Raw genomic sequence first — 13,967 nt, forward strand, 5'->3', positions numbered from 1 at the left:
CTGTTGTAGCCTAATGCGCGCTCCGGGCGGAAGCTCGCGGTGCCCCCTCCTCCTCGCCGAACCTCGCCATGACCGGCTTTGCCGCCCGCCTGCTCTACGCCTCCGCCGCCCTGCTCGGCCGCCTGCCCTGGCCGTGGCTGCTGCGCCTGGGCGATGCACTGGCGGCGTGGTGGCGCTGGCGCGATGTCCGCGAAAGCCGGGTGGCGCGGATCAACCTGGAGTTGGCCTACCCGGACCTGCTGCCGGCGCAGCGCGACGAGCTGCACCGCGCGATCCTGCGCACCACCGCGCGCCAGGTGCTGGAAACCGTGCGCCTGTGGACCCGCCCGCACGCCGAGAACCTCGGCCTGCTGCGCGAGCAGCACGGCACCGGACTGATGGATGCGGCGATCGCGGCCGGCCGCGGCGTGATCATCGCCGCCCCTCATCACGGCAACTGGGAGCTGCTCAACCAGTGGCTGGCCTGGCGCACGCCGCTGGCGATCTTGTACCGGCCGCCGGAGTCGGCGGTGGTCGAGGCGTTCCTCAACCTGGTCCGTGCTGATTCAGAGCACGCCGACGCCGGGCACGACGCTGGCAACGACGGCGAGCGCGTCACCCAAGTCCGCGCCGAAGGGCCGGCGATCCGCCAGCTGTTCAAGCGCCTCAACGACGGCGGCGTGGTCGGCATCCTGCCCGACCAGCAACCCAAGGCCGGCGACGGTGAGTTCGCGCCGTTCTTCGGCGTGCAGGCGCTGACGATGACCCTGCTCGGCCGCCTCGCCGCGCGTACCGGCGCGACCGTGCTGTTCGCCTGGTGCGAGCGCGTGGACACCCACACCGGCCATCCCGGTTTCGCCCTGCACATCGAGGCGGCACCGGCGGCGATGGCCGATCCGGATCCGAAGGTCGCCGTGGCCGCGCTCAACGCCGCAGTCGAGCACATCGCCCGCCGCGACCCGGCGCAATACCAGTGGACCTACAAACGCTATACGCTGCGACCGCCGGGTTCTGGGGAAGAGAACCCGTACTGGAACCGCTGACCGGGCGACGCCGTCGAACCACGGGCATCGCTGGCGCGGCCGACGCCTGACCGCTGACGGATGCCCATGCCCGACTTGCCGCACGCCCCGCCTCAAGACGCGCCAGCCACCGGCGCCGATTCCGCCGCCGAATGGCAGCCCCTGCCCGCCCGCGCCCGCACCCTGTTCCTGCTGGGCACGGTGCCGGTGGCGATCCCGTTTGCGTTCGGCGGGTTCATCTTCACCCGGGTCTTCGACCTGTCGCCGCTGCTTGCCCCGCTGGGCCTGATCGTAGGTCTGGCGCTGGGCATCTGGCTCGGCCTGAAGCAGTACCGCCACACCTTCTGGCGCCTCGACGAGGACGGCCTGGGGCTGCGCCGCGGCCGCCTGTGGCAGCGCGAGACGCGGGTACCGGCCACGCGCGTGCAGCACCTGGACCTCAAGCGCGGTCCGCTGCAGCGCCGGCGCAACCTGGCGACGCTGGTGGTGCACACCGCCGGCACGCGCCACAGCTCGGTGTCGGTGCCGAACCTGGATGCCGGCGACGCAGAGCGCTTGCGCGACCGCCTCGGCCGCCAGATCGACCACGATGACGACCAGTAACCGTCGCCGCGCGCACGGATCGACCCCATGAACGGACCCGTGACCACCACCGAGCCCGAACGCCGCCTGCATCCGATGTCGTGGCTGTTCGTGCTGCTGCAGCAGCTCAAGCAGTTCATCGTGCCGTTGGCGGTGCTGCTGTTCTTCGGTCGCGGCAGCTCTGACAATGGTGGCAGCAACGAGCTGTGGCCGCTGATCGGCGTCGCCGTGCTGGTAGTGACCTCGCTGTGGCAGTACTTCACCTACCGCTACGGCGTTGCCGGCGATCACCTGGTGGTGCGCAGCGGCCTGCTCGAGCGCAGCCTGCGGGTGATCCCGTTCGCGCGCATCCACAACGTCGCCCTGCAACAGTCGTTGCTGCACCGCCTGTTCGGCGTGGCCGAAGTGCGCCTGGAATCGGCCGGTGGCGCCAAGCCCGAGGCGCAGATGCGCGTACTCAAGCTCGAAGATGCGCTCGCATTGGAAGCACTTGTTCGACGTCGTGGCGCCGCCCCTTCCGCCGATGCGGTCGTCGATGAGCCCGCTGCCCACACCCTGCTGACCCTGCCGCTGGGCGAAGTGCTGCGGCTGGGGCTGGTCTCCAACCGCGGCATGATCGTGGTGGGTGCGGCGTTCGCCGGCTCGGCGCAGTTCAATCCCAAGCTCATCCCGAACGTGTTCGAAGCCTTCGGCATGCGCCTGTTCGGCTACGCCGGCGAGCAAGGTTTCGGTCCGGTCGAATATGCCGCCGCCGGGCTGGCGGTGTTCGCGGTGCTGGTCGGCGCGCTGCGGCTGTTGTCGATGATGCTGTCGCTGCTGCAGTACTACGGTTTCCAGTTGAGCGAGCACGGTCGCCGGCTCACGGTCGAGCGCGGCCTGCTCGCCCGCTGGCGCACCAGCGCCTCGCGCCGGCGCATCCAGGCCTGGACGCTGCGCGAAGGCATGCTGCACCGCCTGCTCAAGCGCCGCAGCCTCGAGGTCGATACCGCGGTGGCCGAGGATGGACGGCAGCAGCGCGCACTGCGTGAGCTGGCCCCGATCGCGACGCCGGCCGCCTGCGACGGCCTGATCGAACACCTGCTGCCGCGCGCGGACTGGCTGCAGCTGACGTGGAATCCGTTGCCGGCGTCGAGCTGGTGGCGGCTGTTCCTGCCATCGGTGCCGTTCGTGCTGATCGTGTCGGCGGTGCTGTGCGTGCGCTTCGGCGCGTGGGGCCTGCTGGTCCTGCTGTGGCTGCCGTGGTCGGCGTACAAGGCGCGCCGGCGCGCGCAGCGGGCCGCGTACGCCGTCGGCGAGGACATCATCGCGGTGCGCGAAGGCTGGTGGAACCGGCATTGGCGCTTCGCCGAGATCGACAAGCTGCAGGCCCTGCAGCTGACGCGTTCGCCGATCGACCGCCGCTGCGGCACGGCCACGCTGTGGATGGACACCAGCGGCGCCGGCGCACTGGCGCCGCCGTTGCGCGTGCGCTTCCTGCCCGAGGCGCAGGCGCGGGAACTGTATGCGCGGCTGTCGCGCACGCTGGCGCAGCGGCCGCTGCGCTGGTGATCGCGGTTCGGGCGGCGGCTCAGGGTCGCCAGTAGCCCAGCTCGCGGCGGATCTGCAGCGCGCGCCACCACGATGACAGCGGCTTGCGCCGCAGCGTGCCGAGCTCGCCGTTGAGCAGCGCCTCGGTCGCGGCGATCACGCGCGTGGACGAGCGGCCGTCGCGGTAGGGATGGATCGAATCGGCGTAGGCCGACAACGCGGCGAGCAGCGACGGCTCCGGCGCGAAGGCGCGCTCGAGCATCTGCGGCAGCTGTGCCGGGTCGTCGAAGTCGAGCATGTGCGGCTTGGGCGCGCGATTGCGGAAAGTCACCACCGGCTTGCGCTGCACGACGAACTCCGACACCACCGAGGTCGTGTCGGCCAGCAGCACGTCGGCGGCGCGCTGCGCGGCGACCAGCTGCTCGGTTTCGAAGAACGCCGCATTGGCACCGGCCAGCGAGCGATAGCGCGCGAACAGTTCCGGCGGGCACTTGGGATGCAGGGTCAGCAGCCAGTAGCGGTCGCCCCTGGCCACTTCCGCGGCGATCGCGTCGAACAGGTGCGGGGCCGCGCTCAGGCGTTCGGTGAAAGTGGAGGCGAACATCACCACCGGTCGCGAACCTGCCGGCGCGCGCAGGGCCGCCGAGGCACCTTCGTCATCGCGGAACAGCGGATCGAGCTTGGGCCAGCCGGTCTCGACCACGGCGAAGTGCCCGGCCTGCGCCGCCAGCGCCCGGAACGGCGCCGTCGTCGCCGGACCCTGCGTGCAGTACAGGTCGAACAGCCCGCGCACGCGGAAATGGCCGCGCTCGTCCGAGCGCTTCTCGACATTGAAGCCATGGAACAGCTGCACCTTGGCGCCGGAAACGAAGGGCGGCACCCAGTTGGCGGCGCTGAACACCGCGCGCGGTTTCAGCGCGACCGCCTCGTGCAGGCCTATCATTCGCACCGGCGCCGGCAGTTCGGCGCCGGCGGCGCCGTCGACGAACCAGGCGTGTACGCCGTGCCCCGCTGCTTGCAGCGCCTGCGCCAGCGGTTGCAGGATGGGCAGCGCATAGCGTTCGCTCGCGAACAACAGGTAATCGGCCATCAACGCTTCCTCGAATACGCCATCGACGCAGGACACGCCGGGCAGGACGCAGCAGGCGTCACCGTCAGCATGCCCGTTGTCAGCATGCATTATCGCGTTCAACGAGGCCGACCGCATCGGCGACTGCATCGCCTCCCTGGCGTTCTGCGACGAGGTCGTCGTGGTCGACTCGCATTCCACCGACGCCACCGCGCAGATCGCCCGCGACCTCGGCGCCCGCGTGATCCAGCGCCCGTTCGACGGTTTCCGCAGCCAGAAGCAGTTCGCCATCGAGCAGGCCGCGCATGACTGGGTGCTGTGCCTGGATGCCGACGAGCGCGTCAGCGATGCCCTGCGCACCTCGATCGAGACCGAGCGCGCGACGGCGTTCGGCGATGCCGCCGGCTATCGCTTCGCCCGCCTGAGCGAGTACTTCGGCAAGTTCCTGCGCCATGGCAACGCCTACCCCGACCGGGTCCTGCGCCTGTTCGACCGCCGCCGCGGCGGCTGGCGCGGCACGCGCGAGGTGCACGAGGCCGCCAGCGTCGACGGCCCGGTGCGGACGATTGGCGGCGACCTGATCCACTACCCCTACCGCTCGCTCGAACAGCAGCTGCTCAAGACCCAGCGCTACGCGCGGATGATGGCCGAGCACGACTTCGCCCGCGGCAAGCGGGCGACGCTGACCGGCCTGGTGCTGTCGCCGGCGTGGCGGTTCTGGCGCGGCTACCTGCTGCGCGGCGGCTTCCGCGACGGCTGGCACGGCCTGGTCTACGCCTACGTCCGCGCCAACTACGTTCGACAGAAGACGATCATGCTGTGGATGCTGCAGAACGGGCAGCCGGTGAGTGGACCAGACCGATGAACGCCAATGCCCCGGCGCGCGCCAGCGTCGTCATCACCACCTACAACTGGCCGCAGGCGCTGGAACTGGCGCTTGAAGCGCTCGCACGCCAGCACACGCTGCCCTGCGAAGTCGTCGTCGCCGACGACGGTTCGCGTGACGACACCCGCGCCATGCTCGAACGCATCGCGCCCGCCTTCCCGGTGCCACTGCGGCACAGCTGGATCGAGGACCGCGGCTTCCGCGTCTCGCTCGCGCGCAACCGCGCCATCGCCGCGACCAGCGGCGACTACGTGCTGCTGCTCGACGGCGACATGCTGCCGCACCCGATGTTCGTCGCCGACCACCTGCATGCCGCCGAACGCGGCAGCTTCGTCCAGGGCATGCGCGTGCTGACCGACGAGGAAGGTCGCGACCGGCTGCTCAGGCATGAAGTTTCCCAACTGGGCTTCTTCGACAGCGGCCTCACCCGCCGCCGTCACACGCTGCGGATTCCGCCGCTGGCGGCGCTGTCACTGCGCAGCACGCGCGGCCAGAGCGAAAGCGCGATCAAGACCTGCAACCAGGGCTGGTGGCGCGACGACCTGGTGATGCTCAACGGCTTCGACGAGCGTTTCGAAGGCTGGGGCCGCGAGGACAAGGATCTGGCCGTGCGCGCATTCCATGCCGGACTGGAGCGCCGTTCGCTGCGCTTCGCCGGACTGGCCACGCACCTGTATCACCCGGAGCGGCACGAGGAAGGCGCGAGTCCCAACGACGGGCTGCTCGCCGAAACCCGCGCCACTGGCCGCGTGCGCAGCCCGCAGGGACTGGACCGGCACATCGCCGAGTTCGCCGCGCATCCCCTGCCCGACCTGCGCGCCGGCTGATCCGGCCTAGCGGCAAGCCACCGCGGCGGCACCGGGCACCAGCGTCCATCCGCGACGGTTGGCATTGCCCAGGTGCTGCGTCTTGCCACTGTCGATGCATTCGGCCAGGGCCACGTCCTGCACCAGCAGCCAGCGTGTCGCCGGCGCCTCGCGCTGCCAGGCCAGCCCGCGCTGCATCTGTTCGTCGAAGTCGACCTTGAAGCCGAACTCGGCGACACGGCGGTCGGCCATCAGCAGGTTCTGTTCGCGCCAGGCGACCAGACCCAGCTCGGCCTGCGGGCCGATGCGACGACCGACCTCGGTCATCAGCCCGCGCGCCGACGAGGAATCGTTGAGCAGCGGCGCCAATGCCAGGCCGAAACACACCCACAGGCCCGTCAGTGTCGCCAGCATCGCCGCGATCGGACGCGCGCGGCCGAACCACAGCAGACAGCCGACACAGAAGAATCCCAGTGCCGTGATGCTGGCGGCGAGCGCGGTGGATACGTCCTCGAGCGATCGCTCGGCGACGAAGCGGCGCTCGAATCCGGGATCGCCCAGCAACATCGCCAGTCCACCGGCGAGCAGGCCCACGGCCAGCACCGCGCTGAAGCCGAACGCGAGTCGGCGCACGCCCTTGCGCCGGATCAGGCCCGGCAGCAACGGTCCCAGCGCCAGCGCCATCATCGGCAAGGCCGGCAGGATGTACATGTCGCGCTTGCCGTTGGGCAGGGTGAAGAACACCAGCACCAGTGCCCACCAGGCCAGCGGCAACAGGTAGCGCGGGTCGCGCCGACGCAGGCGTCGCCACCATGCCGGGATCGCCCACGGCAGCACCAGCACCGTCGGCAACCACATCGTCGCCATCACTTCCAGGAAGTACCAGACCGGTTGGCCGTGGTCCCACGACGCGCCGTAACGCTTGGCGGTCTGGCGGATCAGGATGTCGTCGATGTAGGCGCGGTACTCGGGGCCGGAATTGCCCAGCGCCGCGATCAGCATCGGCACCAGCCACACGCACGCGGCCAGCACGAAGGCGAGCGGACCGAGCCAGAACTTCGCGCGGCCGGCATGCACCTTCACGTCCCAGCCGCGCAGCGAGGCGATGCCGGCGGGAATCAGCATCAGCAGCGCGATGAAGCCCACGCCCTTGCTGATCGTGCCCAGTGCCGCCGCGGCCCAGCCGAGCATCCACATCGGCCAGTTCGGTCCCTGGCTCCGCGATACCTGCAACACATGGCGCAGCAGTCCGTAGTTGGCCAGCGTGATCCAGAACACCACCAGCGGATCGATCTGCGCCTTCTTCGCCTGCCAGGTGAACTGCAACGCGAACAGCAGCGCGTAGCCGGCGTAGATGCCGACGCGGCGCGTCCACAGCCGGCGACCGAGATCGACCACGCACCACAGCGTGCCCAGCGCGGCCAGCAGTGACGGCAGCAGGAAGGCGATGCGCCAGTTGCCAAACACGGTGTAGGCGATCGCCTGCAACCACATGAACAACGGCGGCTTGTCGGAATACAGCTCGCTGCCGCGATGCGGGAACAGCCAGTCGCCGCTTTCGATCATGTGCCTGGCGACGAGGGTGAAGCGCGGTTCGTCCGCCGGCCACGGATCGCGAAGACCCAGGCCTGCGCCGAGGACGAGCACGGCGATGATCCAGAACAGCGTGGTGTCGTTGCGCCAGGTCGGGCGCGAGGCGAGCGGCTTGAGCATGCGGCGGATGATAACGGGCGCGCGTCGTGACGATGTCGGAACAACGTCGGTCCCGTCATCCCCGCGCGGGCGGGGATCCATGGACGTGACTCGGACCGTCGGCGATGAAGCCAGGGCCCTTGGGTCCCCGCCTTCGCGGGGATGACGGCTCTCTCAGCCTTTCCTGCGCAAACGCGCGTAGAAGAACCCATCGCAGCCCAGTTCGCCCGGCAGGCGCTGGCGACCGGCGCCGCTGGGCCGCCCGAATCGTTCGTCGAGGGGTTCGGCGACCGCGTCCGGCGTGCGCGCCAGGAACGCATCGACCTGCGCTTCGTTCTCGGCCTTGAGGATCGAACACGTCGCATAGAGCAGCACCGCGCCCGGCGCGACGGTCGCCCACAGCGCATCGAGCAGGCGCGCCTGCGTCGCCACCAGTGCGGTCAGGTCGGAGGCGCGACGGTGCTGCAGCACGTCGGGCTGGCGGCGGATGATGCCGGTGGCCGAACACGGCGCGTCCAGCAGCACCGCATTGAACGGCGTTCCGTCCCACCATGCCTGCGTGTCGGCGGCATCGGCGGCGAGCAGTTGCACGCGATCACCCAGGCGCAGGCGGGTGAAGCCCGAACGCATGCGATCCAGGCGCTGTGCGTCGATGTCGAGTGCGACCAGGCGCAGCGAGGCATCACGCTCGAGCAGGTGCGCGGTCTTGCCGCCGGGTGCGGCGCAGGCATCGAGCACGCGCCCGGAAGGCGGCGCGGCCAACGCCTCGACCACCAGCTGCGCGGAAGCGTCCTGCACGGACGCAGCGCCTTCGGCGAAGCCGGGCAGCGCCGCGACCGCGGCCGGCGTGTCCAGGCGCAATGCGTCGGGCAATCGCTCGTCGACCTGCGCCTCGATGCCGGCTTCGTGCATGCGGGCACGGTAGTCATCACGCGACTGCTGGCGACGGTTCACGCGCAGCCACATCGGCGGCTCGGCGGCGCTGGCGTCGAGGATGGCCTCGGCGTCATCGGGCCAGTCGCGGTTGATCTGATCGCGCAGCCACTTCGGCCAGTGTGCGTGCGGTTCGCCCGCCGGCAAGCCTTCGCGTTGGGCGCGGCGCAACAGCGCGTTGACCATGCCGGCCTGGTGGCGTCGACCCAGCGTGCGCGCGGCTTCGACGGTGGCCGCCACCGCGGCATGGGCCGGCAGGCCGAGCGGATCGAGCTGGGCGAAGCCGACGAACAACAGCGCTTTCAGTTCGCTGTCGCGCTTGGGCAACGGACGCGACACCCATGCCAGCAGCGCCGACTCGAAACGGGCCGGCTGGCGCAGCACGGCAAAGCAGATAGCTTCCACCAGCGCGCGGTCGCGCGGATCGGCAATGCGCGGCAAGGCCAGCGCAAGCTCGGCCTTCAGCGAGCGGCCGTGATGGAGCACCGCGTCAAGCACGCGTGCGGCGGCGGCGCGCGATGCGGCGCCGCTGTGGCTGGCGCCGGAAGTCTGGTCAGGGCGTGCCATGGCGGCCGTCAGCGCAGGTCCGGGCGGCCGTTGAGGTAATCGGCCGCGGTGATCGCCTTGCCGCCGTCACGCTGCAGCACGCGGATGCGCAGCACGCCGGCCGCGCAGGCGACATCGAGACCATCGCGCCCGGCTCGAAGCAGGGATCCGGGCTCTACTTGATGGGGGCCGGCGCCATGGGCTTCGTCCAGCGCGACCGCACCATGCAGGCGCAACCGCTCGCCGGCGACGACGGCCTCGGCCATCGGCCATGGATTGAACGCGCGCACCTTGTTGGCCAGCACCGTCGCCGGCTGCGACCAGTCGAGGCGGGCCTCGGCCTTGTCGAGTTTGTGCGCGTAGGTAACGCCTTCCTCGGGCTGCGGCTGCGGCACCGGCCGGATGTCGGCACGCAGCAGTCCCAGGCCATCGGCGAGCACCTGCGCACCGAGCGCGGAAAGACGATCGTGCAACTGGCCGCCGGTTTCCTGTGCGCCGATCTGCAGCGACTGCGAGAGCAGCACCGGCCCGGTGTCCAGGCCCTTCTCCATCTGCATCAGGCACACGCCCGATTCGCTGTCACCGGCTTCGATCGCGCGCTGGATGGGCGCAGCACCGCGCCAGCGCGGCAGCAGCGAAGCGTGGACGTTCCAGCAACCGTAAGTGGGGATGTCGAGCACCGACTGCGGCAGGATCAGGCCGTAGGCCACCACCACCATCAGGTCCGGCTTCAGCGCGCGCAGTGCGTCCTTCGACACGATCGACTTGAAGTTCTCCGGCTGGAAGACCTCGATGCCGCGCAGCAGTGCTTCGCGCTTGACCGGCGACGGCGTCAGTTCGCGACCGCGCCCGGCCGGGCGATCGGGCTGGGTATAGACGGCGACGACCTCACCACGCTGCGAGGCCGCGCGCAGGCACGGCACGGCGAAGTCGGGTGTGCCGGCGAAAACGATTCTCATCGGGGATGGGCGCCAAGTGGGGGTTGGTGTCATCCCGGCGGGCAGGCCGGGGCCTGCCTGTCACCGCGGGAAGGGGTCGCTCAGGCCGCGGCCTGGCGCTTCTGCTTGGCCAGCTTCTTGCGCACCATCTCGCGCTTGAGCGGCGAGAGGTAGTCGACGAACAGCTTGCCGGCCAGGTGGTCCATCTCGTGCTGGATGCACACCGCCAGCAGGCCTTCGGCTTCGAGGGTCTGCGCCTTGGCGTCGCGGTCGAGGAAGCTGACGGTGATGCGGTCGGCGCGGGTCACGTCGGCGAAGATGCCGGGCACCGACAGGCAGCCTTCCTGGTACACCTGCTCGCCATCGCGGGCGGTGATTTCCGGATTGATGAACACCCGCGGCTGGTCGTGCTCCTCGCTGATGTCCATGACCATGAAGCGCTGGTGCACGTCGACCTGGCTGGCGGCCAGGCCGATGCCCGGGGCCTCGTACATGGTCTCGAACATGTCATCGAGCAGCTTCTGGAATTCGGCGCTGGTGATGCGCGCAGGGTCGACCGGCGCGGCGACGGTGCGCAGGCGCGGGTCGGGGAATTCAAGAATGGGTAGCAGGGCCATGGCGAATGGGGACAGTGTTCTGACAGCGAATTAAATGGGGGCGTGTGTCACAACCACAACAAGTAGTGCGATTGTAACCCCGTTGGGGGGCTGCCACGCTTGCAACCGTGCGGTTCTTCTGGGCTATATTGCCGCGGGGCCCCGCCTTTACCGGCGGATGGGGAAGCTGCCTTGGGGCAGCACGTCACGGGGCCGTCGAACCAGGCTCATTTAGGGGAAAACCAGATGGTCACCATTTTCAAACCGTTGCGCACGGTGCTGACCGCTGCGTTGCTGACGGTCGCCACCTACGGCGTGGCCGCCGAGGTCGCGGGCAACCATCCTGACACCTACGTGGTCAAGAAGGGCGACACCCTCTGGGACATCGCCGGCAAGTTCCTGCAGAAGCCCTGGCTGTGGCCGGAGATCTGGCAGGCCAACCCGCAGGTCAAGAATCCGCACCTGATCTACCCCGGCGACGTGCTCTCGCTGGCCTACCTGGACCGCGTCGCGGTGCAGGAGGGTCCGCGTGAAGAGGCGCCGATCAATGCCATTCCGCTGTCCGAGGTCGAAGCCTTCCTCAAGGACATGCGCGTGGTCGAGGAATTCGAGAGCCTGCCCTACGTGGTCGGCCTGGAAGAAGACCGCCTCGCCGGCAGCCTCGACCAGGTGGCCTACATCAAGGGCCTGGCCGACGCCCAGCCGGGCCAGCGCTACGCCATCGTCCGCCCGTCGCACCGCTACGTGACGATGGATCCGGAGCGTTGCTGCGACAACTCCGGTCGCCGCGCCGCCGACCTCGACTTCCGCGGCAAGCGCAACATCGGCCTGGAGTCGCTGTGGAACTACCAGATGCCGGCCGGCGGTGGCGAGTTCCTGGGCTACGAGCTGACCAAGCAGACCACCGGCACCATCAGCCGCGGCATCACCGGTGACGCCGAGGCTGCCACCCTGGTAATCGACGGCAACGGCCGCGAAGTCCGCGTCGGCGATCGCCTGATCCCGGTTGAGGCCCAGGCCTACGACCTGCAGTTCATGCCGCACGCTCCCAGCCAGGAGCTGGCGATCGACAAGGCCCGCGTCATCGCCGTGGCCGACATGCTCACCAGCGGCGGCAGCCGCGATGTCGTGGCGCTGTCGGTCGGCACCGCCGACGGCATCGACAACGGCACCGTGCTGTCGACCTGGCGCCAGGGCAGCGTGGAAGTGGACCGCGTCAAGGTCGGCATCGACCGCAGCTACGACGCCACCGGCGGCGGCAGCCAAGTCAAGCTGCCGGACGAGTTCGCCAGCCACGTCATGGTCTTCCGCACCTTCGAGAAGGTCAGCTACGCGCTGGTCATGGACGGCATCCGTCCGACCCGCCTGGGCTATCGCCTGAAGCATCCGGACGCGACCAACTGATTGCCGGTTGATCCTACGAACCAAGCCGACGGCGCCCTAGGGCGCCGTCGTCGTTTGCGGCCCAGGCTGGGGTGATGCCGCCCCCCACGCCAGCGCCCCCTGCCATCGCCGCCGACGAAGATGCCCTGCTACTGCTTGTCGCCGCCGGTGGCGCGGTCGATCCGCGGCGGCGATTGCTCGAACGATCTGGCGGCGCTGCACAGGCGCTCGCAGCGGGCCCTGCGGTCTGGCGCGAATGCGGCCTGACGGCGGCACAGGTGCAAAAGCTCGCCAGGCCAGATGCGCCGCGGCTGGCCAATGCCGGGAAGTGGCTGCGTCAGCCCGGGCACCATCTGCTCGGCTGCCATCACCCGGACTATCCGGCGCTGCTGTTGCGCGCACCGAACCCGCCCCTGGCGCTGTTCGTCGCCGGCGATCCGACCCGGCTCTGGCATCCCTCGGTCGCCATCGTTGGCACGCGCGGACCCACGCCGGCGGGAACCGCGCATGCTTCCGAGTTCGCCCGCGCACTGGCGCGGTCGGGGCTGGCGGTGACCAGCGGACTGGCCGCAGGCATCGACACCGCCGCCCATGAAGCCACGCTCGCAAGCGGCGGCATCACCGTGGCCGTGCTGGGGACCGGGCCCGACGTCGCCTACCCGCGCGGCAACGCCCGCCTGTTGGCGCGGATCGCATCCGAAGGCGCGGTGGTCAGCGAGCACCTCCCCGGCACGCGTCCGTTGGCATCCCATTTCCCCAGCCGCAACCGGATCATTGCCGGCTTGTCGCTGGCGACCCTGGTGATCGAGGCGGCCTGGAAGTCCGGCGCGCTGATCACCGCCCGCCTCGCCGCCGAAGCCGGGCGCGATGTCTTCGCCCTGCCCGGCTCGATCCGCAACCCGATGGCGCGCGGCTGCCACCGGCTGATCCGCGAAGGCGCCGGACTGGTCGAGGACCCGGCCGAAGTCATTGCCGCCCTGGCCCCGCAGGCGCAGGTGCTGGCGCGGGACTTGAGGACGCGCCTGGACGCCCCAATTCATCGCGGTGAGGAAATCGTTGGCCGGGCGGCGAGTGATTCAGCCGCCGATGACCCCGACTACCAGCAGTTGTGGCTGGCGCTGGGTCACGACCCCACCAATATGGATGAACTTGTCACACGGACTGGATTGACGGCCGCAGCAGTGTCCTCCATGCTGCTGCTCATGGAGCTTGATGGTCGTGTTCAGGCACAACACGGCCGGTACTTCCGCAATCGCTGAATGCGTCTTCGTCAGCGACCCGCGGGTCACCCGCAAGTTTCTGCCCACCGCGCCGCATGCGGCGCAGGCCGAGGGAAATGAAAGAGAGCATTCTGGACGTCCTGCTGTACCTGTTCGAGCACTACTTCACTGAAGACGCGGACCTTGTCCGCGACCACGATTCGCTCCGCAGCGGTCCTCTCTTTGACGAGCTCGGCAAAGCCGGGTTCAGCCCCGCCGAGATCAACAAAGCCTTCGAATGGCTCGATGCGCTGGCCCAGCAACGGCCCAGTGCCAGTGCCCCGCGCGCCGACGGCCCGACCCGCATCTATTTCGGCCCCGAGCTCGACCGGCTCGACGTCGAATGCCGCGGCTTCCTGATGTTCCTGGAGCAGCACGGCGTGCTCGATGCCGGCCAGCGCGAGCTGGTGCTCGACCGCGCCATGGCCCTGGACCAGGACGAACTCGACCTGGACGACCTGAAGTGGGTCGTGCTGATGGTCCTGTTCAACCAGCCCGGCTCCGAGGCGGCCTACGCCTGGATGGAAACCCAGATGTTCGAGGACGAGCCCGAGCCGGTGCACTGAGCCGGCCCGCGCCTGCCCGAACCGACAGTCGCCCCCTCCGGGGGCCTCGCCAGAGCGCCTCGCGGTGCTGACTCGGTGGAACGACCGCCGCGATTTCCTGGCTGAACCTAGCGCCGCCGCATGCGCTCGCTATCCCGACTTCACGCAGCCGCGCTTGACAGCCGTGGCAGGCGCATGCCCTCA

13 protein-coding genes are annotated in these 13,967 nt (G+C 69.7%); 8 read left to right on the forward strand and 5 right to left on the reverse strand.

Annotation, left to right across the window (positions count from 1 at the left end; translation table 11 throughout):
- Window positions 1-68 precede the first annotated feature (68 nt).
- The 3 genes from HIV01_RS12415 (at window position 69) to HIV01_RS12425 (ending at window position 3,131) form a co-directional block, all read left to right on the forward strand.
- Window positions 69-1,022: a lauroyl acyltransferase gene (locus HIV01_RS12415; protein ID WP_200607543.1), complete on the forward strand. Its 954-nt coding sequence runs from the start codon at window positions 69-71 to the stop codon at window positions 1,020-1,022.
- A 66-nt stretch (window positions 1,023-1,088) separates the two neighbouring features.
- Window positions 1,089-1,604, forward strand: coding sequence for a PH domain-containing protein (locus HIV01_RS12420; protein WP_200607545.1), 516 nt, complete (start codon window positions 1,089-1,091; stop codon window positions 1,602-1,604).
- Between the two features lie 27 nt (window positions 1,605-1,631).
- The gene (locus tag HIV01_RS12425) at window positions 1,632-3,131 is read left to right on the forward strand and encodes a PH domain-containing protein (protein ID WP_200607546.1); all 1,500 of its coding nucleotides are present in this window, start codon (window positions 1,632-1,634) and stop codon (window positions 3,129-3,131) included.
- Window positions 3,132-3,150: 19 nt separating this feature from the next.
- On the opposite strand, the gene HIV01_RS12430 is transcribed toward HIV01_RS12425, so the two are convergent.
- A complete protein-coding gene (locus tag HIV01_RS12430; protein ID WP_200608511.1) occupies window positions 3,151-4,203 on the reverse strand; it encodes a CDP-glycerol glycerophosphotransferase family protein in 1,053 nt (350 codons plus the stop codon).
- Window positions 4,204-4,276: 73 nt separating this feature from the next.
- On the opposite strand from HIV01_RS12430, the gene HIV01_RS12435 reads away from it, so the two are divergent.
- Together HIV01_RS12435 and HIV01_RS12440 are read left to right on the forward strand one after the other, a co-directional pair.
- Complete coding sequence (locus HIV01_RS12435) at window positions 4,277-5,044, forward strand: glycosyltransferase family 2 protein (RefSeq protein ID WP_245156796.1); 768 nt, start codon at window positions 4,277-4,279, stop codon at window positions 5,042-5,044.
- Entirely contained in the window at window positions 5,041-5,892 is an 852-nt protein-coding gene (locus HIV01_RS12440; RefSeq protein ID WP_200607548.1) for a glycosyltransferase family 2 protein, read from the forward strand. The genes HIV01_RS12435 and HIV01_RS12440 overlap by 4 nt, the downstream gene beginning before the upstream one ends.
- 6 nt (window positions 5,893-5,898) lie before the next feature.
- On the opposite strand, the gene HIV01_RS12445 is transcribed toward HIV01_RS12440, so the two are convergent.
- The 4 genes from HIV01_RS12445 to def form a co-directional block, all read right to left on the reverse strand.
- Window positions 5,899-7,584, reverse strand: coding sequence for an ArnT family glycosyltransferase (locus HIV01_RS12445; protein WP_200607550.1), 1,686 nt, complete (start codon window positions 7,582-7,584; stop codon window positions 5,899-5,901).
- A gap of 153 nt (window positions 7,585-7,737) precedes the next feature.
- Complete coding sequence (rsmB, locus tag HIV01_RS12450; protein ID WP_200607552.1) at window positions 7,738-9,063, reverse strand: 16S rRNA (cytosine(967)-C(5))-methyltransferase RsmB; 1,326 nt, start codon at window positions 9,061-9,063, stop codon at window positions 7,738-7,740.
- A gap of 8 nt (window positions 9,064-9,071) precedes the next feature.
- Window positions 9,072-10,001, reverse strand: coding sequence for a methionyl-tRNA formyltransferase (gene fmt, locus HIV01_RS12455; protein ID WP_200607554.1), 930 nt, complete (start codon window positions 9,999-10,001; stop codon window positions 9,072-9,074).
- Between the two features lie 80 nt (window positions 10,002-10,081).
- Complete coding sequence (gene def / locus HIV01_RS12460; RefSeq protein WP_200607555.1) at window positions 10,082-10,597, reverse strand: peptide deformylase; 516 nt, start codon at window positions 10,595-10,597, stop codon at window positions 10,082-10,084.
- Window positions 10,598-10,831: 234 nt separating this feature from the next.
- Between def and HIV01_RS12465 the strand changes: the two genes are divergently transcribed.
- The 3 genes from HIV01_RS12465 (at window position 10,832) to HIV01_RS12475 (ending at window position 13,784) form a co-directional block, all read left to right on the forward strand.
- Window positions 10,832-11,980 (forward strand): LysM peptidoglycan-binding domain-containing protein, encoded by a 1,149-nt coding sequence (locus tag HIV01_RS12465; RefSeq protein ID WP_200608513.1) that lies wholly within the window; start codon window positions 10,832-10,834, stop codon window positions 11,978-11,980.
- A gap of 74 nt (window positions 11,981-12,054) precedes the next feature.
- On the forward strand, window positions 12,055-13,218 hold the full coding sequence (gene dprA / locus HIV01_RS12470; protein WP_200607557.1) for a DNA-processing protein DprA: 1,164 nt from the start codon (window positions 12,055-12,057) through the stop codon (window positions 13,216-13,218).
- Between the two features lie 77 nt (window positions 13,219-13,295).
- On the forward strand, window positions 13,296-13,784 hold the full coding sequence (locus HIV01_RS12475) for a DUF494 family protein (RefSeq protein ID WP_200607559.1): 489 nt from the start codon (window positions 13,296-13,298) through the stop codon (window positions 13,782-13,784).
- Window positions 13,785-13,967: the final 183 nt, after the last annotated feature.

This window comes from Lysobacter arenosi (genome assembly GCF_016613475.2).
In the GTDB taxonomy this organism is placed as follows: domain Bacteria; phylum Pseudomonadota; class Gammaproteobacteria; order Xanthomonadales; family Xanthomonadaceae; genus Lysobacter_J; species Lysobacter_J arenosi.